Below are 24,491 nucleotides of genomic sequence, written 5' to 3'. Positions count from 1 at the left end.
TGTAGATTCCCTAACGGGGCAGGTTTTATCGAATGGCTTAGCTAACCCAATTGTAGAGCTAGCGCTGCAATCGGCTTACGGTTATCTCAAGGGATTGGCGACCGATGCAGATTTTAGCAACAAGATGAATCTGGCTTTTGGCAATAATTGGAATAACGAGGTTGCTAGTAAGTTAGTTCAAGACTTTGGTCAAGGTAATTTTACGGCGCTGCCAGGGATTGAGATTCTGCCATCTGCGGCGATAAATGGGGCGAATGGCGCTTTTGCTAGTTTGACGAATACGGTTTATTTATCTGAGGAATTCATTGCCCAAAATGCAGGGAATCCAGAAGCAATTACGAGTGTGGTGTTGGAAGAAATCGGGCATTACATCGATTCAAAGATAAATACCTTGGATGCAGCGGGAGATGAGGGAGATATTTTTTCCAGACTCGTTCAAGGAAAAACGATAAGTGCAGATGAAATTGTGGGGTTAAAAGCTGAGGATGATACAGCGACTATCACGCTAGATGGGAAATCCATTCTGATAGAGCAGAGAGGTAAGAAAGGTGACTTCAACGGCGACGGTATAAGTGACCTCATCCGTCAAGAAAAAGGGACGTGGGTAGATGGCGTTAATGACGCTCAAGTTCTTTTAGCTAATCCCAATAATGCTAATAGTTGGTTCTGGAGTTTTCAGAGTCCAATCACAATTAACAACTCGCATCCTTTGAATGGCGATTATGTCAATTTAATTACCGGGGACTTTAACAACGACGCTAAAGCCGACTTCATTCGCCAGGAAAAAGGTGCGTGGGCAAATGGTGTAAATGATGTACAAATTCATCTTTCCAATGGTAATGGAACTTTTAGCGGTGGAACACCAATGAATAACATGGCTGCCATGAACGGTAACTATGTCAATTTGATTGTGGGGGATTTTAACGGTGACGGGACTGACGACATCGTTCGCCAAGAAAAAGGAACCTGGGTCAATGGTGTCAATGATGTTGAATTTTATACGTTTTCTCAGGGTAACTTTGCCAAGATAGGAAATGTACCTAATATGAGTTCCCTGGATGGGAACTATGTCAACTTGCTTTCTGGAGATTTCGATGGAGACGGCAAAGCTGACATCATCCGCCAAGAGAAAGGAGCTTGGGTAAATGGTGTGAATGATGCTCAAGTTCTTTTATCTAATGGAAATTGGACTTTTAAAAATCCCATCACAATCAATAGTCCGTTTTCTTTAGATGGAAATTATGTCAATTTAATTACAGGGGACTTCAACGGCGATCGCAAAACGGACTTCATTCGTCAAGAGAAAGATTTGTGGGTAGATCGTATTAATGACGCTCAAATATACATCTCTAATGGGGATGGAACTTTTAAAGCTCCGGTACAAATAAACGATATGGATGCCATGAATGGTAACTATGTCAATCTGATTGTCGGGGATTTCACTGGCGGTGGGGCTGACGACATCATTCTTCAAGAAAAAGGTTCAAAGGTGGATGGTTGGAATGATGTCCAATTCTATACGTTCTCTCAAGGCAACTTCGTCAGGAAAGGAAACGTACCCGATATGGGTTCCTTAAATGGCAATTTTGTTAATTTGGCTCCTGGTTCGCTAACCTCTCCCCTCAGTGGAACAGTCTCTGTTGGAAACACTCAGTATACAGTAGATATCCGCCCTTATAGCAAGGATGGTAAGCTTGACTACAGCGGCCTTGATACCAACAAAGATACCGTTGTGGTTATTCATGGTCGTGGTGACAGCAGTGAAGGTGATAATATCAAACGTCTAGCAATGACAGCTGCTGCTACTCAGTATTACCCAAATTCTCAAGTGCTTTCCCTGGACTGGCGTGATGCAGCAATAGATAATGGTCAACCTCCTCGGACTGCTGCCAAGAATATCAGACCAGTTGCTCAATGGGCTGTGAATAAGTTGAAAGAATTAGGGATTGATCCTCAACGGACTATTCTTTTAGGCCATAGTCTAGGGTCTTATGTTGCTTCTGAAATGGGAGGGATACTAGGAAAAGTTAAAGAGCTTGTTGCACTAGATCCAGCTTATCCTGCTAGCTTTAACCCTTACATAGGTAGTTACGATATTGATGGCAATACACCAAATAGCCAAACGCCCATCAAGTTTAGTAATGCTGCAACTAAATCCACTGCATTTGTTGCTTCAGATAGCGATTATTTCGGTGGTATTGCAGGTGATAATGTCCAAGCTAGCACTGCCCATAATTCCTACATAATCAGCTTTTATGGTTACGGAGGGAGTGATAAAAAAGCAGACTATCACAACGCAGTTGTTGATGTTTTCTCTAACCTGATGTCGAGAAACTTAAGTTTCCCATCGTTACAACAAAACTGGTATGACGACTACGGTGTCAGGCTATATAGAGCTACAAACGGGTATCATGAGGGCATCATATCTGCAAATCTAAGTAACGGAACCCGCATCACTGGTTTGGAATATGTAGATTCTTGGGGTAGGAAGCAAACACATCCAGTTTGGTCTGGGCAGTTTGTGTCTGGTTCCGTTGGGATCGACAGTTAGAACAAGACATTGCACAGGGTAAGCTGGAATCCCTGGGATAAGAAGCAATTGCTGATTTTGGTATCTAGTAGTGCGATCGCTATTCTTTTTGTGAAATGCGATCGCTTCCACATCACAGATTAACCCCGGACATACCCTTTCGATTGCTCGCTGGTGAGAAACTTTTGATAAGCTTCCTCATCACCTCCAAACGAGTCAACCGATACTTTAGAAACGATTTCGTAGGACATTGCATCAACTTCTTCTGGGGACAGAGGTTGGCGCACGCAGTATGCGATTGTAATTCCTCGAAACTCTGGTAATTCCTCTAAATCGGAAGGTTCGTAATGAGTAACCCTTGCGATCGCCCACTCAGAAGGAACAACTTTATAAGTATTCCAAGGACTACCTTCTTGTCTGACATGATACGTTAGGCGCTCTCCTATTTTGACCCCGCGCTTGTGGATTGGGCGATGGTCATAAGATAGTCGCAGGTTTCTCACCATTTGATTTCCGATCGCCAATTCATCGCTGTTAATTTCTACCCACTTGTCGCCTGACTGGATCATATAAATGACCAGAGTTGATTTATTGGCAAGTGGGTCATATATTTCTTGCTCTTCCATATTATTCCTCCGCATCTTGATGCTCCTGCCACATATCCCAAAAACTGGTTTGCTTACGTTTGAAAACCCAGTCATAGCGGAGCGGATCGCGCCCAGTTTTCTCGACTCGATCTAGTTCCCAGCCATACTTTTTAGCCATTTTGTCGCAATTTTCAGGAGAGGTAACCTCGTCTCTGTTTTCCTCTTCTTTATTGTCTTCCTTGTCGTCATCGTTGCGATTGCTACCAAATATTCCCAACATCGAGATTTTGTCCTTGTTTTTGGGTTTCGCGAAAAACCCAAAAATTTAGCCACCCCGCACGCAGGTTAAAGCAGGGTGGCTGTTGAGAATGTTAAAATCCTCATTTAGCCTCCCGACTGACGCAAACAGTTTGGGGGGTCAGCTATCCATCGCTGCTGGTAACAGCTTTGGGTAGCAAAACTAAATTTTTGGGCGACATTGGTTGCTGGCGTTCAACCAAAGCAACCCTCAGCTGTGAGGATAGCGGTAAAGGGCAACGAGCGTCAAGGTGTGAGGTCTGGGTTATAGGGCGATCGCATCATCGATTTGAGATGCGATCGCGCCCCGCTTTGACTGTAATTTTATCGTTAAGTCAAATTAATCATACTAATGCGAAAATCAGAAAGTTAATGACCAGTGTGGGAGAAAAGCTTAAACAACGACGCCAATCGCTTTGTTTGACGCAGCAGCAAGTCGCCGATCAATTGGGTGTGACTGTAACTACTGTGAAAAACTCCGAAGCTGGCAGATATATTCCAAAGCTCTATCTAGAACAGACTAAAGCTTTGTGTGACTTGCTGAAGCTTTCTTTAGACGATCTGGTAGATTAACTAACGTGCATTAGGCAATGCGATCGCTCCCAGCGAGTACTTATAATGTAACTTGAGACGATCAAATCCCATGACATCACAAGTAACTTATCCTCACATTGAGAAATTAGAAGGTCAACCAGCACGGTTACAAAGGATACCTCGCGTGCGGGTGGCTCAGATTGTAATGGACTACCTTGCTTATGGTTGGTCAGTGGAAGAAATGTGCCGTCAGCACCCTTATTTGATGTTGGCAGAAACTCATGCAGCAATGGCGTATTACTTCGATTGCCAAGATGAGATTGACCGCGAAATTCGCCTAGAATGGGAGCAAGCAGAACGAGAAAAATCCCAAGCATCTGCCTCACCATTCGTTGTGCGTATGAAAGCAAAAGGATTGCTTTAAGTGGCGATTCAACTGTACATGGATGTTCACGTACCACAAGCGATTACGGAACAGTTACGTCGTCGTGGGGTAGATGTTATTACCGCAATTGAAGACGATGCAGCAGAATTACCCGACGATCAACTTTTAGAACGCACCACGCTCCTTGGTAGAGTTATCTTTACTCAAGATATTCGTTTCAAGGCAATGGCTGAAGATTGGCAGCGTCAGGGACGGGGATTTGCTGGTTTAATTTTTGGACATCAATTAGGCGGTACTTTTGGGCAATTTGTCAGAGATTTAGAAATAATTGCTCTAGCTTCTGAACCTGAAGAATGGCAAAATATAGTTGAATACTTGCCTTTTTAAATTAGGAACTTCGATTAAAGCGATCGCACCTCACAACTCCATCACAAAACTCTCCCGCAAATGAAAGTCCGCCTCCGCACCTCGATGCGTCAACGCCCAGTAAGTAATTTCACCATTTTTCTGTTTAATTACTGTAGTAATCGCCACATCAAGTAATTCTTCTTCTGCCACAATTTTATCCAAATCCACATCCAGGGCAAGCGTTAATCTATCTGCTTGATTCTCAAAGGTAAATGGGAGTGTCTTAAAAGCTACTTCCTCTTCCATCCCTTGACGATATGCATCAAAATGATAGACATTCCAGTGTCCGGCGGGGGAAAGGTTAAATTCCCAATATTCCTCGGAATTCTTGATACCAAGGAAGAACTCGAAGCAGGTTTCTTCCCACAATTGCTGCTGGCGTGCGGGTGTGTTTGAGGGGGGAGAAATTGCAATTTCTTTTAACTCACCTGTAACCTCATAGCGGATGGCAATTTTATTACTATTTCGAGCAATATCGCCAGCAATAATTAAATTCGGCAGCGGTTTGTTAGAAGGAAATGGTTGCAAAGAAAACATCATAGTTTTTGGTATTAGAAACCGGGTTTTTTAGACAATACATTCGCCAAAATCCGACACCCTAAAGGGTATCGCTATACAAACAAAGGCTGCCAAAGCAGCCTGAATTTTATTTTAGCCTGCGTAGGCAGGCTTTGTTTGTGTAGCCCCACCCTTCAGGGTGAGGGCGTTTGACCAAAATCGCGAAGGTATTGTCTAAAAAACCCGGTTTCTTTCTGGTTAACTTATTTCATATCCTCGATAATACTACGAATCGTTGTTTCCTGGGATTCAATGCTTTCGGTAAGTTTAAATTGTACAAGCGCCCTCGCCAGATTGTGTTCTGGATGCTTCACTTTAAAATAAACATTTCCTGCCAAATGATCGGCAAAAAACCTCAATCCTAATTCAAATGCAATCAGACGAATTGCGTCGTACATGTAAGCATAATCATTCTCGGTGAGAAATGCTTTGGCAACCGAGAGGTAACCCTGTAAGATTCCCTGAGCAAGGTCAGTATCAAAACGAACGAGCTGCCAATCTGCGGTTTCTTCTCCGGCAAGATTGCAACCGGAGCGCAAACAGTCGCCGATGTCGTAATGTACCAAACCGGGTTTAACCGTGTCGAGGTCTACCACGCTGACGGCTTTCTGGGTAGCAATATTAAACATGACGTTATTGACCTTTGGATCGCCGTGCATCAAGCGTAAAGGCAGCTTGCCTTCAGTTTTGGCATTTTCTAGGATATGGGCGAAAGGAGTGCGATCGCTCACAAACTGCAAGCAATAATTCACTTCCGGCGATACCCTGGCGCTAGTTTTCGCCAAAACTTCTTCGTAGTACTGAAGGTAACGCGGTGTAATGTGAAACCCTTCGAGAGTATCGGCAAGTTTTTCCGCAGGTAAGTCGCCGATCAAATTATGAAACATCCCCAGTGCATAGCCTACTTCTCTAGCTTGTTCTGTATCCTGCATCCTATCGAAAGATTGGCAACCTTCAATAAAACTAATCGCGCGCCAAAAGGAACCGTCCCCATCTGTGCAACAATCTTGACCATCTTTAGTTAACAATACGCGGGGTACTTCCCAAGGACGATCGAGGGGTGCGTTCAATAGGCGGTTTTGAACGTGTTCGGTGAAGGTACGCATATTCTGCATCACCAATTTGGGTTGACGAAATACTTGCGTATTGATGCGTTGTAGGATAAAGTGCCGTTCCCCACTCCCATCCACCGTTACCAAGAAGGTGTCATTAATATTGCCATTTCCAAAAGCTTGAATGTCTATCAGCTTCCTAGATTGAGCGAATTGGTTAGCAACCGCAAAAAAATTTTCCATATTCTGATGCAACGATGAGCCTGCGTAGGCAGGCTTTGTTTGTGTAGCGGCAGACTTCAGTCTGACGGAATTATTTTATGCCAAAAAAAGCGATCGCTCTACAATCAAGCGATCGCTTCTTTTCCAACTCAAATATAGTTCGCTCGGATTACTCGATAATTCCCAGAACAGGCGCTACTTTAGACTCCGCAATGCTAGGAGTCAAAACCCGCTTAGCATAGTACTGAGGATTCTTTTGCGCGACTTGGGTATAGGATTGACGCATTTGAGCGTTGACTGCAACCGTCTTCACGTCGTAAATCTGGGTAGCCAGTTTGGGATATACCCCAATCCCGATAATCAGCACGAAGAAGCAAGCAGCGATAAACAGTTCGCGAGGTTTAGCATCGTTATAAACTGCATTCCCAGGAAGGACGCAACTCGTACCGAAACAAACTGCTTCGTCATCGCCATTTTTGCTATTGGTTGCACCACCGAGAACGCAAGCGGGCGCTGCACCAGGGTTGTAAAATACTTGTCGCAGCATCGATAGCAGATACACCGGGGTCAGTATCAGTCCAACTGCGGCGAGGAAGACTGTGACGATGCGGAATGGGGAACTGTAGATATCGCTAGTTGTTACGCCTACGAAGACTGCAAGTTCGCTGACAAAACCGCTCATTCCAGGAAGTGCTAGGGACGCCATCGCACCAACGGTAAACAGGGCGAATACTTTGGGCATTGTTTGACCGATATTGCCCATCTCGTTCATTGCCATTGTATGGGTGCGATCGTAAGTTACGCCTGCGAGGAAGAACAAGACAGCGGCGATTAAACCGTGGGAAATCATTTGCAGCATCGCACCGCTAATTCCCAAGTCTGTATAGGAAGCAATTCCCAGCAGCACAAATCCCATGTGGGAAATCGACGAAAATGCAAGGCGGCGCTTCATGTTCGTCTGGGCAAACGAGTTAAACGCACCGTAGATAATGTTGATAACACCCAGCATTGCCAGAATCGGTGCAAAGTAAACATGTGCGTCGGACAGTAGTTCCATATTCAGGCGAATCAGTCCGTATCCGCCCATTTTCAGCAATACACCAGCCAGAATCATCGACACGGGAGCAGAAGCTTCGCCGTGGGCATCAGGTAGCCACGTATGCATCGGGAAGATAGCTAGTTTGACGCCAAAGGCAACCAGCAATCCGGCATAAAGCAGCAGTTCTAAACCAAGCGGGTAATTTTTCAGACCCAATTCCACCATGTCGAAGGTGACATTATTACCGTAAAACGCCATTGCCAGACCGGCGACCAGAATAAATATAGAAGCAGCAGCGGTGTACAGTAAGAATTTGGTTGCCGCATAGCGACGATTTTTACCGCCCCAAATCGAGACTAGCAAGTAAACGGGAATTAGCTCGACTTCCCACGCAATAAATAGCAGCAATATGTCTTGCGCGACGAACACCCCAATCTGTGCCGAATACAGCACCAGCATCAAGAAATAGAATAGCCGGGGTTTGCGATCGACTTGCCAAGCTGCAAACATCGAAAGCGTCGTCACCAGTCCAGCTAGCAGTACGAGGGGAACAGACACTCCATCGACTGAAACTGTCCAGTTCAGACCTATCTGAGGCACCCAGGCATACTTTTCTACGAGTTGAAAAGTAGCGCTGCTCGCATCGTAATGCTTCCAAAAGGCGTAGCACATCAAGAAAAAGTCGGCGATACCTACACCCAGGGCATACCACCGCACTTGCTTGCCTTCTTTATCCGGGAGGAAGGGGATAAGCATCGAAGCAACGAGCGGGAGCAGGATGATAGCGGTGAGCCAGGGAAATCGATCCATCATGGCGTTAAGCAAAAATACTTATTTGTGTATGATGTCATTCTACTAAACTTTGTAAAGTTTTGTTCCAATCTTTTTCATAGATCTTTATCTTAGTTTCCTATAGATTAATCTATAGGAAAAAAGCTAGTAATTATATCATGAAAAGGTAACTGATTTAGATATATTAGAGTATATTCTGCTGATGCAATGTCTCGAATGATTTGGGCAACAGATCGACTAATCTTACGTGCCTTTGAAGATATAGACGTTCAACCTTTGGCGGCATATCGCTCAGACCCAGAAATTGCCAAATTTCAGTATTGGGATATACCATTTACCGAGGAAAAGGCAGCTAAATTGATTGAAGAGATGAAGGGCATTCAGCCAGGAACGCAAGGCGAGTGGTATCAAATTGCTATCGAACTCAAAACGATGCATCAATTAATAGGGGATTGTGCCTTTTGTGTTCTTACGGAAGATTCCCAGCAAGCGGAAATTGGTTTCACTTTAGCGCGTCAATATCAAGGGAAAGGTTATGGGACTGAGGCGGTGAGGCGGCTTTTAGATTATCTTTTTGGGGAATTGAAGCTGCATCGCGTGCGCGCTATCTGCCATGTAGATAATCTCGCTGCGGCTAAATTGCTGGAGCGATTGGGAATGCGGCGCGAGGGTGAATTTATTGAGAATATTTACTTTAAAGGTGAATGGATAAGCGAGTACTGGTATGGGATTTTGCAGCAGGAATGGACAGCCAAACCCTATCTAACGGGATGAAATACCTTGCCTGCCTGCAATTACGACTTCCCAGGAGTAGTGCGTGCCATCAACCAACGTTCAAATGATTGTTGACTTTCACTGCTTTGTCTGCCAGCTAGCAAACCTTCAACGCCAATATGTTCATCTATATCAGTCCATTCAATTGCATAACCATCTGCTCCGAAAAACTTACCCAAATCTCACTAAACTTGTTAATTTGACGTGGTGTTTACTTCCTGCCTCAACCAAGGGTGACGGCACCTTCTTGTCCGCAGGCGTTAAGTTCACGCCCGTGCCAACCTTACTTTTTCTTTAGGGGCATTAGCCAAATTTATTGCGGCATTTAAATCCCTGTCCATAACATTGTCACACTTTTGACAATCAAACACTCTATCTGAGAGCTTCATGTCCTGAACGTGACCGCAGCAAGAACAAGTTTTAGATGAAGGAAACCATCGGTCTACCAACTCAACCTTAGTCGCGTAATGGCTTTGTTTATAAATTAATTGACGACGCACTTCGTAAAAGCAATTATCGCTAACTGCCGCAGCCAGCTTATGGTTTCCCATCATCCCCAAAACATTCAAATCCTCAATCCTGATACAATAAGCGCTGCGACTTAAATCAGTCGTCATTTTCACAATTGTGTCGCGGCGAATATTGCCAATCCTTGCATAATACCTCGCTAATTTGACGTAATAACCCCTGGCGTTATTGGATGCTTTAATCCCTAGCCTCTTGCTACCCAAAGCCTTGTTACGATTGCGCCATTGTAGTTTACTGAGCTTGGTTTTCGCCCTCTGATTAGAAACTGGCATGGCGTAACAAGTTCCGTCGGAAACAGTAGCTAAAGTTTTCACCCCTAGATCGACTCCAACTCGTTCAATCGGGTGATAAATGGGTGGAACTTTTTCGGCATCTAAAACAAAAGAAACAAACCATTTATCCGCAGTGCGAGAAACTGTAAATGTCTGAGAGCTGCAAGTAAAGTTAATCCTTTCCTTGAGCCTGAATTCTTTTAACCCAGTCAGCAGGATTTTCTTACCCGCTTTAATTACCACTCGCTTGGTGAAAGGGATAGCTGGCTTACCTTTTTGGGGATAAACACCAGATGTTTTATAAACAGTAAACGAATCACCTCTCTTTTTTGTTTTCTTTTTGGGAAAATTACTCAACCCTTCTCGCCATCGCTTGAAGGCTTTTTTTAGGTCGATGAAAGCCGACTGATAAACCGTAGATGGATATCGCTTCATCCACCCATGTTCGGGCATTTTCATGACTACTTGGGTAAATAATTGCTTGATGGTATCAATTCTCTTGGAGTCGCTAAGGCTAATACCCTCAAAGCTCCAACTAGCGATTACCATCTCTAACCCAAAGTTGTAGACAAACCTCCGAAAGCCCGCAATGCCGCGCATCAAAGAGGTTTCTTTGTTGTTTAGTTTTAACTCTCTTTTAATTGCGTACATTGCCAAACTTATCTAAATTTTTGTAGATAAATAAGTATACCTGTAGTCGGAACAAGGAGCAAGCCCCAACCAAGTCGCCAAATTCTGAAACTTTCCACATAACTTCCTCAAGCTAGCTAACTATAAGTAAGTTTAATGAAGATTTTGGCTATTTAGTCAAGCTCCTCGATAGAAGCGTGCCATAAACGGGGATACCAAGCTAACGGAACAATTAAACTGCGACCATCAGCTAAGTCTACAATCAATTTGTCATCCGTCACCGTGACGTTAGTAGCAAGGGGTTCTGTCTCCAGTATCAAAGTAGTCATGCCAAACCTCCAGCAAGGTTTGTTCCTGTTCCTGCACAAGTCAAGCGATCTGGTTTAACTCATGGTCTTTGAAGCCTCGATTGTTTTCCAAAGATACGGGATTAAGCTAGAACTTGGCAATTTGTCGATCTCGCTTAACGTGAATGTGAGCAGGTTCGCCTCTGTCGGAACTAAAGAATAAGCTGCTACCCACCTAATTTGAGAGTCAAATTTTCTCTTCTTCTTGTGGGGTGGGACGTATTGCCCGCCTCTTTATTGGATTTAAATGCGTAGCAGCTTATGAAGCTGTAGGAACCAACCTTAAGAACCGTAGGCATCAGTTTAACTTGCGAACGCGAGTGCGGAAGGGAGGCATATCGCCCGCCACTGTTGTCAACTAATCGACAACCTGATGATATCCTCACGCCCCACCGACAACCTCATAGCACCAGCTTCGCTATATCTAGCTTAAAAAATGAGTTCCCAACTCTTTAATTCTCTCGACCCAAGCCTGAACTTCATCAGCCACTTTATGCTTCCATTCGAGTTGGAGTACTTCTCGGCTATGAGAATCATCAAACACCACGTTATCTTTATTTTCAAATACTGGTGCCTGGAATTTCACCCCAGCAGCTGCCGCAAACAAAGTTGCCATCTGGCTAATACTCAGATTTTCACCTGCTGCAAGATAGTGTCCTCCTTTCTCGCCTCTGCGTGCTACAGCGATATAGCAATCCGCTAGATCTTCAACGTGAATCCAAGCAGTCATAAAGTCTGGCGGAAATGGCTGATATCCCCAGTGTGGTTTCCCCGCGATCAACTGCTGAATCGCAAAATCCCAAAACCCGCCACGGGTTGGCGATCGACCATACACTGATGAAGGATACACGATGGAAGCCTTACCCCCTTTGCTGATGTATTCCTCTGTCAGTGCATCCTTCATCAAATTTACATCTGATAATGACTCTGCCCATGCTAAATACTTGGGCTTCGCGAAACCTTGCGGCGGAGGTGTTTCCGTTATTCGTCCTCCATCGGCAGTTATCAGAGAAAAATTCCCACTCGTTGTGATTACATGAATATCTGGTGAGACGGCGCTAGCACCGTATAAAGCCGCTTCCAATGCTATGCGATCTTTCGCGAATTGAGCCTCTTTTGTCGATTCCAGAGGCTTATTCCACGCCACATTAATTATTGTTTTAACATCATATTTGTGAATTACGGCTTCAACATCCTTGGCGGATAATTGTAGTTCTTGGGAGCGGATTATTTCTTTACAGAAGGGCTTGATAGCCTCAATTTCACTGCTTGGACGCACAAGTGCCAACACTTTGAAATCTTCCGTTTGGAAAAACTTCCGGCACAACACTCCACCAATATAGCCTGCTGCACCCAATACTAAGATATTTGACATATTTTGGTTGTTTTAGATCTGCGATTCCGGTAGCATTCCTCTTGGATGTTTAACTAAGAGCTTGTACCAGCCTTTAGGCAACCAGATGCAAGCTTTCACACTTATATTATAAACTCAATTATACATTTGAGCTAATCTCATCAAATGTAAAACCCGCTCTTAATCCAATCGAACTATACCCAGGACTTACAGGCGCCATTGCCAGAAACCAGGTTGCTTGGTATATGTACAGTTGCCAAACCCAGGATTTTTACAAGAAATCGGGTTTCTTTGCGTAATATCATTTCCACTTGCATCGGCATCGCACTCATGGCGGGTTTATCAATACAATTTACCAACCGATACGGGTGATATCAAATCCGGTTGCATGGGAACGATTAGCTTTCTTGCTCATTGCTAATTGCTAATTGTTAATTGCCCCTACAGGTCGTAATTCAGGTGCAACGGTCAACGATATGATGCCACGCTTTACGAACAAACGTTTTGGGTAAAACCCAGGGCAGGCACGGGGTAACTGCCCCTATGACGCTATTAATCATAGCAGTCCGATCCTAAGGAACTTGATAATACATATTCTACTAATTTGAATTTTCCTAAGGCAATTTTTCGATTTTCCAAAGAGTGCTTGGAGATGAAACTTTCCATAAGAAAACGTTTAAGTATGAATCCTGATAAGCAGGTATAATCTGCAATTCTCTTTGTTCTTTCAGATAGGAGAGCAATTCTTGAGAGGTAGAAAATAAAAACATATCACTGAACCCATCAGGGATTGCTAATCTGGTTGGCTGAGACACTAAAAACAATCTTACATGTGGCTTGAGCCTGTAGTTTAAAGGCATTAAGCCATAAACTATATCGCCATCAGATATTACAATTGGGCGAGTTGCTTGGTTAATGATATGAGATGCCTGAATAATAAAGTCGGCTTTTCCATTCCAACTCTCTGTTTGAGAACTAATTGTGCAAGATAGGACTCCAAGGGAAATAAGTATAACTGTGACCAGTTGCCAAACCTTTAAACCTGCACTGGAAGATACCCTAATTTTAGTAGCAAGTAAATAAGCAATGGTCAATTGAATACCTAAAATACAAGGAAATAAGTATCGAGATAAAGCCGATCGTCTTCCCCCAATAACTAAATCTGGTAAGACAATGGCTAGTGCCGTTACACCAGTCAATGTCAAAATAAATAACCAAACTTCTCTTGGAGCATTTCTGCAAAGAAAATAGAATGCGTATAGTACTAGGGCTAAACTTGCTATACCAAAGTAGATAACAAAGGTTTCTTCAGAAATGAATAGTCTTCTTTCATACCAATCCTGCCAGTATATAAATATATCGCATAAGTTCTTTACCCAGCCCCCTAGTAAATCAAGAAAGGGGGCTGGTTGATTTGTCCAATTAGTCATTCTCCTAGCAGTGTTTAGATTGGTAATAATTACAGCGATCCAGGGGATAAAACTTAAAATAACGCAACCTATAGTGAATAAATAAGCCATTATAATCTTGGTTTTACAAAATCTCTCTTTGACAATAATATATATTCCATGTGCAATAGCAACTAAAATAGAAAATAAAAAGGTGTAAAGATTGAGTGCTAAAGTTACTCCGTAAATAAACCAATCCTGCTTCCTGTTCGATCGGATCGCTCTCAATAAAGCCGCACTTGACACTAAGATCATCAATATCCAAAGCGAGCGAGGTCTGGCGTTTTGTGCATTAATGATGTGAACAGGCGATACAGCAATCAAAGCAACAGACATCCAAGCTACTGTTGATGATTCAAATAGTTCCATGCACAGCCAATAAATAGCAGGCAAGACCAGTATGCTGGTTAAGGCGGTAAAAAATCTCATTGCTGCCGCAGAATTGCCAAACCATTGCATCCAAAATCTAGTTAATACAAAATAAAGCGGCGTGTGTTGCGGCGCTCCAATTGCGGTAACTTTTAATGTATCGAGTAAACTTGTTCCCCGCTCAATACGCCGAAATTTTTCTATTTCGTCGGGAGCAATTATTGTATCCCTAGGAATTGATTTGATTACTTCGACGACTGTGTAACCTGCTGCTCTTACTGAGGTAATGCATTCGTCTCCATCAAAAAGTTTTTGCTCGAGGTTGACAAACCGAAAAAATATACCTATCACCAACAGAATAACTATAAGAAACCGCAGATTTTTGGATGGCAAAAGATGGAGATATAACATTTTTCAACTAATAACCTGACGGGTTGACTACGGCTATTGCCAGCTTATTTTCACTCCAACAACCAAGCAAATAAATCCTTAATGGTCAGTTGTAGATCGAGCGCAAATGATGGTACAGGTAAGAGAGCGTCTGGAGCATCAAAGACTTCAGTTTCTTGTTTCGGACGATAAACAAACACAGTTTGCTCATCTGGGTCGATTAACCAACCCATTTGACTTCCATGTTTGAGACAATGAAGAATATTTTTCGTTACTTTTGTCTGATTTTGCTCTGGAGACAAAATTTCAATTGTCCAATCTGGAGCAACAGAAACTATATTGGCAACTTCCCCATTGTCATCGCGGGGAATCCGACTCCAAATCAAAACTACAATGTCAGGTACAATTGAACGACCGCCAAAGGTACAACGCAACTCAGGAAATGCACGAGCGATGCGTTTAGACTTGACTACACCATTGATTGCCGGTACAAATTCTCCTTGAATTGCGCTATGTTTCCCTTGAGGCATCGGTTTCTGGATAATTTTACCATCAATGTACTCACTAGCAGGTTTCGTTTCTGGCAATTGCAGAAACTCCGCCAATGTCAGCATTTTGGATTGTGTTTGTACCATTTTTGGCTTTTCTCCAAGTCTGCTAGACCGAACGCTAATCTCTATTTTACCTAGAACTCAATCAGAAGAATTGCTGAATTTGCTGGGGAATTTTGGATTATGGTTGTACGTCTGGTGGTAAAGGGAACGCACCCCTGTTGTAACCATCCCATACTTTGAAGAGTAATTCACGCCTTTCTCCAGTCGTATTAGTATAGGCTTGAATTTCAGACTGTAGCAACTTTTTCATCAGCGGATGCTTGGCTAAATCTAATAATTCTTTTAGTTCTGTTTCTGAAAAATTAGCTTCTAGTTGGGAAATGTATTTGGCTTCAACATATTTCCATCCAGCTTCTCGTTCTAACAAACTCTGCATCCATGCCATAAATTTGGTATTTTTCGCTGTTTATGGTGAAAATCCAAAATCCAGAATGTTACCGAGGTACAGATTGTAATTATTGGCAATTCCAGCTTCTAACAGAACAGCTTTTGCTAATTCTTGCTTCGCTGTGCTTGTGGCAGCCATTTCTGAATAAACCTCCTTAGAGAATGGCTGTTGAGTATTATCAACGCATCCCGTAACCAAGATGCAAAACACTAACAGAATATTTAGAATACACAAATTAAATTTAGCCATCAGAAAAACTCTAAAAGCCCCCCTTGAAGCCCCCCTTGGCAAGGGGGGTTGGGGGGGATCGATTGCATCCCCCACACAAGAAAACCCCTGGCCCCCTTGTAAGGCCAGGAGAGGAGAGTCTAAACTTTTAAACTTTTCAATAATTGATGGGGAATAAGAGATGGGTAATTAGAATTACCCATTACCCATCTCAAAAGCCTTAGCCGAACTTACCGGCGGTCGAGGCAATTAGGAATGCCCCGTAGGTGAAGACGTAGCCAACTGCGAAGTGAGCTAGACCCACCAAACGAGCTTGAACGATGGACAGAGCAACGGGTTTGTCCTTCCAGCGAACCAGGTTTGCCAAAGGAGTGCGTTCGTGTGCCCATACCAGGGTTTCGATCAACTCTTGCCAGTAACCGCGCCAGCTAATCAGGAACATGAATCCAAGTGCCCACACGAAGTGCGCTCCCAGGAAGATCCAAGACCAGATGGACAGGTTGTTCGTGCCGTAGGGGTTGTACCCGTTGATCAACTGAGACGAGTTCAACCAGAGGTAGTCGCGGAACCAACCCATGAGGTAGGTAGAAGACTCGTTGAATTGAGCCACGTTACCTTGCCAAACACACAGGTGCTTCCAGTGCCAGTAGAATGTGAGCCACGCAATCGTGTTCAGCATCCAGAATACCGACAGGTAGAAGGCGTCCCAAGCGGAGATGTCGCAAGTACCGCCACGACCTGGGCCATCGCAAGGGAAGGCATAGCCGAAGTCCTTTTTATCGGGCATCAGCTTCGAGCCGCGAGCATCCAACGCACCTTTGACCAGGATCAGGGTGGTGGTGTGCAGACCTAGCGCGATCGCATGGTGAACCAAGAAATCGCCAGGGCCAATCGTCAAGAACAACGAGTTAGTACCAGCATTGATTGCATCCAACCAACCAGGTAACCAAACGTTCCCGTAGTTAGGCCATGCGGTGGCGGCGATGCTATCCGGATTGGACAACAAAGCATTCATCCCGTACAGCACTTTGCCGTGGGAAGACTGAATGAACTGGGCAAATACCGGCTCAATCAGGATTTGCTTTTCCGGTGTTCCAAAAGCTACCACTACGTCGTTGTGTACGTACAAACCGAGGGTGTGGAAGCCCAGGAATAACGACACCCAAGACAGGTGAGAGATGATGGCTTCTTTGTGTTGCAGTACCCGATCCAACACGTTGCCTTTATTCTGTTCGGGGTCGTAATCCCGTACTAGGAAGATAGCGCCGTGGGCGAATGCTCCCACCATGATGAATCCAGCAATGTACTGGTGGTGGGTATAAAGCGCCGCCATTGTGGTATAATCCTGCGCCAAGAAAGCGTAGGGCGGCATCGAGTACATGTGCTGTGCTACCAGAGAGGTGATTACACCCAGACAAGCGAGGTGCCATCCCAACTGGAAGTGCAGCGAGTTGTTGTAGGTTTCGTAAATGCCTTGGTGAGGCATGTTGAACGGACCTTCAACGGGTTTGCCAAAGAAAGTTTTGGCATTCATCATGTCTTTGATGCTGTGACCAATACCGAAGTTCGTCCGGTACATGTGTCCAGCAATGATGAACAGAACAGCGATCGCCAAGTGGTGATGCGCGTTGTCAGTCAGCCATAAGGACTGAGATTGGGGATGGAAACCACCCAAGAATGTCAGAATTGCTGTTCCGGCGCCTTCAGAAGTGCCGAAAACATGGTCGAGAGAATCGGGATTTTGTGCATACACGCCCCAATTCCCGGTGAAGAACGGTACCAAGCCAGCGGGGTGAGGTTTAACGGACAAGAAGTTATCCCAACCCACATGGACGCCGCGAGATTCGGGGATAGCAACGTGAACCAGGTGACCCGTCCAAGCGAGAGAGCTAACACCGAACAAACCAGCCAGGTGGTGATTCAGGCGAGACTCGGCATTCTTGAACCAGGACAAGCTGGGACGGAACTTCGGCTGTAAGTGCAGCCAACCCGCAAACAGCATCACCGAGGCGAGAATCAGGAGGAATATCGAACCTTGGTACAGGTCGGCATTCGTCCGCATCCCTTGGGTATACCACCACTGGTACAAACCAGAGTAGGTAATATTGACCGGGTAAGAAGCGGTTGATTGAGTAAACGCATCAATCGCCGGTTGACCGAATTGGGGGTCCCAAATCGCGTGAGCAATGGGACGGACATTCAGGGGATCTTTGATCCACTGTTCAAAGTTACCTTGCCAAGCGATGTGGAACAGGTTACCGGAGGTCCACAGGAAAATGATTGCGATGTGACCGAAGTGGGAAGCGAAGATCTTTTGGTAAAGATTTTCTTCCGTCATTCCGTCATGGCTTTCAAAATCGTGAGCCGTGGCAATCCCGTACCAGATCCGCCTTGTTGTCGGGTCTGATGCCAAATCTTGGCTAAACTTGGGGAATTTTGTTGCCATACTCGAATGTTGTTTTGAGTCTTGTCAACTTGTTTGTTTTTGGTAATTGGTAGTTGGTAATTGGTAATTGGTAATTGGCAATAGGAATTTCAAATTTCAGACCGCTAATTGCGATTCAATCCAAAATCCAAAACGACCCATTACCCATTACCCATTACCCATTACCTATTAACCAATTGACAGCGAGCGAGCTAGGAAGAATGCCCAGGTTGTGGCAATTCCTCCCAAGAGGTAGTGAGCTACACCCACCGCACGTCCCTGAATGATGCTCAGAGCGCGAGGTTGGATTGCCGGAGCCACTTTCAGCTTGTTGTGCGCCCATACGATGGATTCGATTAATTCTTGCCAGTAGCCGCGACCGCTGAACAAGAACATCAAGCTGAACGCCCAAACGAAGTGCGCTCCCAGGAACATCAAGCCATAAGCCGATAGAGCTGAGCCGTAGGAGTTGATTACCTGAGAAGCTTGCGCCCACAGGAAGTCCCGCAGCCATCCATTAATTGTGATGGCACCAGCCGCGAAATTCCCGCCCGTGACGTGAGACACTGTACCATCGCTGGCAACAGTTCCCCACACATCGGATTGCATCTTCCAGCTGAAGTGGAACAGTACAACTGACAGACAGTTATACATCCAGAACAGACCCAGGAACACGTGGTCCCAACCAGAAACCTGGCAGGTGCCGCCCCGTCCCGGACCATCGCAGGGGAAGCGGAAGCCCAAGTTGGCTTTGTCTGGAATCAGGCGCGAACTGCGGGCAAACAGCACGCCTTTGAGCAGAATTAAAGCAGTGACGTGGATGGTGAAAGCGTGGATGTGGTGAACCATAAAGTCCGCCGTTCCCAACGCAATCGGCATCATCGCCACTTTGCCACCCACGGCGACGACACCGCCACCGAAGGCATAGCTAACCGTAGACAGCGCATTGGGCGCTGTATTTCCGGGAGCCAAGGTGTGGATATTTTGTACCCACTGAGCGAATACGGGTTGCAGTTGAATTGCCGTATCCGAGAACATGTCTTGAGGACGACCCCAAGCACGCATCGTATCGTTGTGGATGTATAAACCAAAGCTGTGGAAGCCCAGGAAAATACATACCCAGTTGAGGTGAGAAATAATGGCATCCCGGTGACGGATTACCCGATCCAGCAGGTTATTTTGGTGAACCGCTGGGTCGTAGTCGCGCACCATGAAGATTGCCGCGTGGGCAGCAGCGCCTACAATCAGGAAGCCGCCGATCCACATGTGGTGAGTGAATAAAGATAGCTGCGTCGCGTAATCGATCGCTTGATACGGATAAGGCGGCATCGCATACATGTGGTGTGCCACGATGATGCTCAGCGAACCCATCCATTGCAGGTTCCACGACAGTTGGCAGTGCCAAGAAGTCGTGAAGATTTCGTACATCCCTTTATGACCTTCGCCAGTAAAGGGACCTTTGTGAGCTTCCAGCACTTCCTTGAAGCTGTGACCGATGCCCCAGTTCGTGCGATAGAAGTGACCGGCAATGATGAATAGAACTGCTAATGCCAGGTGGTGGTGTGCCGTATCCGACAGCCACAAGCTACCTGTAACTGGGTTCAAACCTCCCTTGAAGGTGAGGAAATCTGAATAAGCGCCCCAGTTCAACGTGAAGAACGGCGTCAATCCCTTGGCAAAGCTGGGGTAAAGATCCGTCATCAAGCTGGGATTCAAAATCCACTCGTGGGGGAGTGGGATATCTGCCGCCGTCTTGATGAGTTTACCGCCAATCGTCAAGGGTTTTCCAGCATCGATCGCATCCAAGCAAGCCGTAATCGGCATCGAGACGTGGATTTGCTGACCGGCATAACCCAAGCATCCGCATCCCAGCAATCCTGCCAGGTGGTGGTTCATCATCGACTCCACATTCTGGAACCATTCCAGTTTGGGAGCGCGTTTGTGATAGTGGAACCAACCAGCGAATAGCATTAAGCCTGCCATCACTAATGCCCCGATCGCGGTGCAATAGAGCTGGAACGAGTTCGTGATGCCGTTGGCGCGCCACCAGTAAAACAGACCCGATGTGATCTGAATCCCGTGGAAACCGCCGCCGACATCGGCGTTAAGGATTTCTTGACCCACGATGGGCCACACTACTTGCGCGCTAGGCTTAATTCCTAAGGGATTAGCTAGCCAAGCTTCGTAGTTGGAGAACTTAGCGCCATGAAAATACATGCCGCTAAGCCAGATAAAAATAACTGCCAGGTGACCGAAGTGGGCGCTGAAAATTTTGCGCGAAACATCTTCTAAGTCGCTGGTGTGGCTATCGAAATCGTGAGCGTTGGCGTGCAGGTTCCAAATCCAAGTTGTTGTTTTTGGACCCCGTGCCAGAGTGCGGTCAAAGTGTCCCGGTTGTCCCCATTTTTCAAATGAAGTTGGCACCGGATCTTTATCAACCACGACCCTGACCTTCGCCTCCCGCTCTGGAGGACTAATGGTCATTCACACTCTCCCGTTTTATGAGGGTTATTAGTTATTAGTCATCTTTCTTTCCTCTTTTGTCATGGGAATGACTGATGAATTCAGAACTTTTGACTAATAACAAAAGCACATGAAACAACCCATGAAGGTATTTCCTCACCCAAGCTTTCCTGTGGAAAGGTTTAGGCTCACGTGAGGACCGAGCCAAAGCGATCGCGCCGCGTCGGGTCGGAAAATCCCCGGCGTTCATGCCCGGAAACAACCCAATTTCTGCCGATCGATTTCGCTACTCCGGCACAAACTACGTTATTTCTGGCTAAAAAACTGGAAACAGACTCTCCCCACTCCTCTGGTAAATCCATCGGAGCCTTAACACACGCGATCGCTCTTAATCGCTCACCTAATCTCAGCCCATCTTTCTGACTGATGACCTGTTGACAACATTTTTCCCACCAATTTGGGTGTTTTGTCAAGCATCTTCCCAAGGGGAGAAAATTGCCATCAACATATACCCCAATTCCTTTTGGAGACTGGATCTCACCTTCATGGTGTATCATGAGTTAATAGCTCCTTACGGAGTTAGTACAAGTTCCCCGTCGCAGCGGTTTCCCAGGCCAGATGCGGCGGGTTAACTTTATCTTGGTCAAAGCCCAACAGCCTGCAACTAATCTTTACGACTTTTGCTTGCTATTAGGTTTTTGCTGTGCTGCAAAGCACTGTAACGACAAACGAATAAGTTCGCTATGAGGTTTTGTACCTCATTTTCGAGATCATTTACAGCTATCTTTGCAAAACTACAACATCAATCAGTCCTATCAGCCCATAATGTTAATTTATATTAATCTCACTATGAGATATGGGAGGACAAAACCTTTACCTATCAAGGCTTTGAACCAATATTAACAAAATATTAAGTTAATTTAATTATTGCTAAAAACAACGGCTAAAGCCGCTGAAGGGTAATGGCTAATAGGTAATGGGTAACTGGAGAAAGCAACTTACCCTCTTTCTCCAAAGATATAAGCAAAATTTATAGCTATGATAAGCTAAGTTAAATCAAGCAGACCAAGAGCGGCGAATGTTGAAAAAGCTTTCTAGGAAATTTTGTTTTGAGAGATTTTGGTTTAAAAGCTGTTGACTCCAGTCGGAAGCAGTTTGGGCATTAATGTCACCCAGGGTGGGAAAAATAGTGGGAAGATGAGCGATCGCCTCCACTTTAATTCGCTTTTGCATAGCCAGAGCGATGGCACCAATTAACTCGCTAGCTTCTGGTCCCACCAAATGGGCACCGATAATTTCACCGTTTTTCAGCACTAAAATTTTACAAAAACCCGTTGTTTCCCCGCGCATTTGGGCTTGATCCACACCTTTAAAATACCGGCGCAAAACCATGACATCATCCCCATAGCGGCGGATTGCTTGTTCTTCGGTTAAACCCACCCGTGCCAATTCAGGATCGGAAAAGATTGCCCAGGGAATGTAGCGATAATCGACATTGTAAAAAGGGAAAAATAGCAGATTTTTCAAAGCAATTTTTGCTTCATAAGTAGCCACGTGGGCGAACCGATAGCCCCCCAAAACATCACCGCAAGCATATATTCGAGAGTTAGTTGTTTGCAATTTTGGGTTGACGCGAATGCCGCGCTCGTCTACCTCAACTTTTACCCCTTCTAAATTTAGATTATCGACGTGGGGCTGCTGACCAATGGCAACTAAAATTTCATCTGCTTCAATCGCTTGCTCGCCAGCTTGAATCCACTTTTTATCTTGAATCCACTTGACTTGAGTCACTCGGCGATCTGTGAGAACGCGAACCCCCTCGGCTTCTAATTGCGCTTGAATTAACAGATTAGCCTCTGCATCTTCTTTAGGCAAAATTTGGGGACTGCTGACAACTAGGGTAACGCTAGAACCAAATCGGGTAAAAGTCTGAGCTAATTCAATTGCTTGCGGGTCGCCGCCGATGATACTTATGGTTTTGGGGAGTTTAATATTAGCTTGCTGCCAGATACTATCGGGAGTGAGATAGCCAGCACTTTGCAACCCGTCAATTTCTGGAATAATGGGACGAGATCCGGTGGCGATTAGGTAAGTACGCGATCGCAAGATTTGCTCGTTAACCACAAACCCCAAGTAAGGGCGGCGACAAAATTCCCCCGCCCCAAAAATAACATCAACCCCCAATGCCGCTAAAACTGCTGGTGAGTGTTGTTCATCCAAAGCAGCAACTGAACCTTTAGCCCATTTCAGCGCTTCGGTAAATTGCACCGCCACTTTTGGCAGGACAATTTTTTCATCTAATTCCAAATTTACGCCAAACGCTTTCGCGCCCCGCATCTGATGGGCTACCCGCCCAACTTGGTTTAAAGCTTTGCCGTATTTAGCAAAAGATTCCGACCAACTTGAACCTAAAAGCGGCGCAGCTACCAAAGCAACGCGGGCTTTCAAATAAGTTGCTTTGATCGCAGCATAAATCCCCGCAGGAGTACCGCCAATTACAACTAGATCGTAGTCAACCATAGGGATTTGAGATTTGAGATTTAAGATTTCAGATTTGGGATTGAAGAATTATACCTGTCCAGAAACCCGGTTTTTTAGAAATGGCGAATTGCTCGCTTGCTAATTGCTTGTCTCCAGATCAGCCATTAGCGATTAGCAATTAGCAGTTACACAACCGTTGCTACCGAACATAATATGACGCCCCTTTTTGGTTTCAGATTGATATTTAAATCTGCAAGTCTGAAATCTGAAATTGGCAATGATTTTAATTGAGGATTTGTGCCAATCCTTCAATCAGGCGTTGGTTATCGGCTGGGGAACGAACGGCTACCCGGAAAAAGCGATCGCCTAGTTCTGGAAAGCTAACGCAATCGCGGATCAGAATCTGACTCTGCTGGAGTAACTTCTCCTGAATCAAAACGCTAGATTGTTCCGACCGTACAAGTAAGAAATTGGCAGCACTCCTGTAGGGATGTAACCCCGGTAATTCAGCAAGACCTTGAAATAACCGGGGTCTGGCCCCACTCAGCCAATCCCAAGAAAGCTGCTCAAACGCTTGATCTTGTAAGGCAGCAACGGCGGCGGCGGCGGCTAAAACGTTTACAGGCCAAGGATCGCGCCACTGTTGCCATTGCCGGAGTCGATTTGGATGCGCGATCGCATAACCCAATCGCAGTCCTGGAAGGCTGTAGAACTTGGTCAGACTTCTCAGAATCACCAAATTCCCATACTCCTGCACCAACGGAATCAAGCTTTGCTGTTGGTGGGGCGGTACAAAGTCCATAAAAGCTTCATCCACCACCACCAACGCGAATTGATCCAACAACGGCAGAATCGTTTCCCGTGAAAATAACTGACCCGTCGGATTGTGGGGGTTATTCAGCAGTAAACCCGTTCGGGAATTGGTAATGGGTAATTGGCTAGCTTCTGCCCTATTACCCATTACCCACGATCCATTAGCCAAAGGCCACTTAAACACCTTGGCCTTAAACGCCAAGAGCGCCCTGAAATAGTCGCCAAAGGCTGGCGTTACCAGGTAAGTGGCTTCGAGTTCCGATAACTCCCTTGCTGCCCAAGTCAGCAGTTCCGCAGAGCCGTTCCCTGGCAAAATCCAGTCAGATGGTAGATGATGCGCCACAGCGAGAATTGCCCGCAGTTCGGAATAGTCTGGATCGGGATATGCCCTAGTGTCTTGTAGGTGGGCAACAATCGCCGCCAGCACTGATTCCGGTGGTCCCAACGGGCTGATACTCGCAGAAAAATCAACAATAGCGGTGGGGGGACAGCCTGCAACTGCGGCTGCCCAAGCTAAGTTCCCCCCGTGCTTTGGTCGATTCAAGCTTCTATTCTTCCTTTGA

22 protein-coding genes are annotated in these 24,491 nt (G+C 45.4%); 5 read left to right on the top strand and 17 right to left on the bottom strand.

Going from position 1 to position 24,491, the window contains the following annotated elements:
* On the top strand, nt 1–2,551 hold a 2,551-nt coding region (locus ACE1CM_RS20960), incomplete at its 5' end, for an alpha/beta fold hydrolase (protein ID WP_374880011.1).
* A gap of 119 nt (nt 2,552–2,670) precedes the next feature.
* Here the strand turns inward: ACE1CM_RS20960 and ACE1CM_RS20955 are convergent.
* Both ACE1CM_RS20955 and ACE1CM_RS20950 read right to left on the bottom strand, forming a co-directional pair.
* The gene (locus ACE1CM_RS20955) at nt 2,671–3,156 is read right to left on the bottom strand and encodes a hypothetical protein (RefSeq protein WP_374880009.1); all 486 of its coding nucleotides are present in this window, start codon (nt 3,154–3,156) and stop codon (nt 2,671–2,673) included.
* 1 nt (nt 3,157) lies between these two features.
* A complete protein-coding gene (locus ACE1CM_RS20950) occupies nt 3,158–3,397 on the bottom strand; it encodes a hypothetical protein (protein ID WP_374880007.1) in 240 nt (79 codons plus the stop codon).
* Between the two features lie 188 nt (nt 3,398–3,585).
* Here ACE1CM_RS20950 and ACE1CM_RS20945 point away from each other — a divergent pair, with 188 nt between their 5' ends.
* The 3 genes from ACE1CM_RS20945 to ACE1CM_RS20935 all read left to right on the top strand — a co-directional run bounded on the left by ACE1CM_RS20945 (nt 3,586) and on the right by ACE1CM_RS20935 (nt 4,720).
* Nucleotides 3,586–3,987 (top strand): helix-turn-helix transcriptional regulator, encoded by a 402-nt coding sequence (locus ACE1CM_RS20945; RefSeq protein WP_374880005.1) that lies wholly within the window; start codon nt 3,586–3,588, stop codon nt 3,985–3,987.
* Between the two features lie 70 nt (nt 3,988–4,057).
* Complete coding sequence (locus ACE1CM_RS20940; protein ID WP_374880003.1) at nt 4,058–4,372, top strand: DUF433 domain-containing protein; 315 nt, start codon at nt 4,058–4,060, stop codon at nt 4,370–4,372.
* Complete coding sequence (locus ACE1CM_RS20935; RefSeq protein ID WP_374880001.1) at nt 4,373–4,720, top strand: DUF5615 family PIN-like protein; 348 nt, start codon at nt 4,373–4,375, stop codon at nt 4,718–4,720.
* A 30-nt stretch (nt 4,721–4,750) separates the two neighbouring features.
* Here ACE1CM_RS20935 and ACE1CM_RS20930 read toward each other — a convergent pair whose 3' ends face one another.
* The 3 genes from ACE1CM_RS20930 to ACE1CM_RS20920 all read right to left on the bottom strand — a co-directional run bounded on the left by ACE1CM_RS20930 (nt 4,751) and on the right by ACE1CM_RS20920 (nt 8,425).
* Nucleotides 4,751–5,281 (bottom strand): DOMON-like domain-containing protein, encoded by a 531-nt coding sequence (locus ACE1CM_RS20930; RefSeq protein ID WP_374880000.1) that lies wholly within the window; start codon nt 5,279–5,281, stop codon nt 4,751–4,753.
* A gap of 221 nt (nt 5,282–5,502) precedes the next feature.
* Complete coding sequence (locus ACE1CM_RS20925) at nt 5,503–6,594, bottom strand: phosphotransferase enzyme family protein (protein ID WP_374879998.1); 1,092 nt, start codon at nt 6,592–6,594, stop codon at nt 5,503–5,505.
* 148 nt (nt 6,595–6,742) lie between these two features.
* The gene (locus ACE1CM_RS20920) at nt 6,743–8,425 is read right to left on the bottom strand and encodes an NAD(P)H-quinone oxidoreductase subunit 4 (RefSeq protein WP_374879996.1); all 1,683 of its coding nucleotides are present in this window, start codon (nt 8,423–8,425) and stop codon (nt 6,743–6,745) included.
* A gap of 186 nt (nt 8,426–8,611) precedes the next feature.
* On the opposite strand from ACE1CM_RS20920, the gene ACE1CM_RS20915 reads away from it, so the two are divergent.
* Nucleotides 8,612–9,178: a GNAT family N-acetyltransferase gene (locus ACE1CM_RS20915; protein WP_374879994.1), complete on the top strand. Its 567-nt coding sequence runs from the start codon at nt 8,612–8,614 to the stop codon at nt 9,176–9,178.
* A gap of 20 nt (nt 9,179–9,198) precedes the next feature.
* On the opposite strand, the gene ACE1CM_RS20910 is transcribed toward ACE1CM_RS20915, so the two are convergent.
* The 12 genes from ACE1CM_RS20910 to cobD all read right to left on the bottom strand — a co-directional run bounded on the left by ACE1CM_RS20910 (nt 9,199) and on the right by cobD (nt 24,472).
* Nucleotides 9,199–9,357 carry a hypothetical protein gene (locus ACE1CM_RS20910; protein ID WP_374879992.1) on the bottom strand — a complete coding sequence of 53 codons (159 nt, stop codon included), beginning with the start codon at nt 9,355–9,357 and terminating at the stop codon, nt 9,199–9,201.
* 87 nt (nt 9,358–9,444) lie between these two features.
* A complete protein-coding gene (locus ACE1CM_RS20905; protein ID WP_374879990.1) occupies nt 9,445–10,629 on the bottom strand; it encodes an RNA-guided endonuclease InsQ/TnpB family protein in 1,185 nt (394 codons plus the stop codon).
* 152 nt (nt 10,630–10,781) lie between these two features.
* Nucleotides 10,782–10,937, bottom strand: a complete 156-nt coding sequence (locus ACE1CM_RS20900; RefSeq protein ID WP_374879988.1) for a DUF2442 domain-containing protein — start codon at nt 10,935–10,937, stop codon at nt 10,782–10,784.
* A gap of 442 nt (nt 10,938–11,379) precedes the next feature.
* Complete coding sequence (locus ACE1CM_RS20895) at nt 11,380–12,330, bottom strand: NAD-dependent epimerase/dehydratase family protein (protein ID WP_374879986.1); 951 nt, start codon at nt 12,328–12,330, stop codon at nt 11,380–11,382.
* Between the two features lie 593 nt (nt 12,331–12,923).
* On the bottom strand, nt 12,924–14,537 hold the full coding sequence (locus tag ACE1CM_RS20890) for a glycosyltransferase family 39 protein (protein ID WP_374879984.1): 1,614 nt from the start codon (nt 14,535–14,537) through the stop codon (nt 12,924–12,926).
* Between the two features lie 50 nt (nt 14,538–14,587).
* Complete coding sequence (locus tag ACE1CM_RS20885) at nt 14,588–15,151, bottom strand: Uma2 family endonuclease (protein ID WP_374879982.1); 564 nt, start codon at nt 15,149–15,151, stop codon at nt 14,588–14,590.
* 97 nt (nt 15,152–15,248) lie between these two features.
* Nucleotides 15,249–15,515, bottom strand: coding sequence for a hypothetical protein (locus tag ACE1CM_RS20880; protein ID WP_374879980.1), 267 nt, complete (start codon nt 15,513–15,515; stop codon nt 15,249–15,251).
* Between the two features lie 451 nt (nt 15,516–15,966).
* The gene (gene psaB / locus ACE1CM_RS20875) at nt 15,967–18,192 is read right to left on the bottom strand and encodes a photosystem I core protein PsaB (protein WP_374879978.1); all 2,226 of its coding nucleotides are present in this window, start codon (nt 18,190–18,192) and stop codon (nt 15,967–15,969) included.
* A 168-nt stretch (nt 18,193–18,360) separates the two neighbouring features.
* Nucleotides 18,361–20,655, bottom strand: a complete 2,295-nt coding sequence (gene psaA, locus ACE1CM_RS20870; RefSeq protein WP_374879976.1) for a photosystem I core protein PsaA — start codon at nt 20,653–20,655, stop codon at nt 18,361–18,363.
* Nucleotides 20,656–20,822: 167 nt separating this feature from the next.
* On the bottom strand, nt 20,823–21,191 hold the full coding sequence (locus ACE1CM_RS20865) for a hypothetical protein (RefSeq protein ID WP_374879974.1): 369 nt from the start codon (nt 21,189–21,191) through the stop codon (nt 20,823–20,825).
* A gap of 499 nt (nt 21,192–21,690) precedes the next feature.
* Nucleotides 21,691–23,154 carry a dihydrolipoyl dehydrogenase family protein gene (locus ACE1CM_RS20860; RefSeq protein ID WP_374879972.1) on the bottom strand — a complete coding sequence of 488 codons (1,464 nt, stop codon included), beginning with the start codon at nt 23,152–23,154 and terminating at the stop codon, nt 21,691–21,693.
* 244 nt (nt 23,155–23,398) lie between these two features.
* On the bottom strand, nt 23,399–24,472 hold the full coding sequence (gene cobD, locus ACE1CM_RS20855; protein ID WP_374879970.1) for a threonine-phosphate decarboxylase CobD: 1,074 nt from the start codon (nt 24,470–24,472) through the stop codon (nt 23,399–23,401).
* Between the last annotated feature and the right edge of the window lie 19 nt (nt 24,473–24,491).

Origin of the sequence: Microseira sp. BLCC-F43 (assembly GCF_041929235.1) — a bacterium.
Taxonomy (GTDB): domain Bacteria; phylum Cyanobacteriota; class Cyanobacteriia; order Cyanobacteriales; family Aerosakkonemataceae; genus Microseira.
Note: the sequence above shows the minus strand (reverse complement) of the source record. Positions and strands in the feature narration are given on the sequence as shown.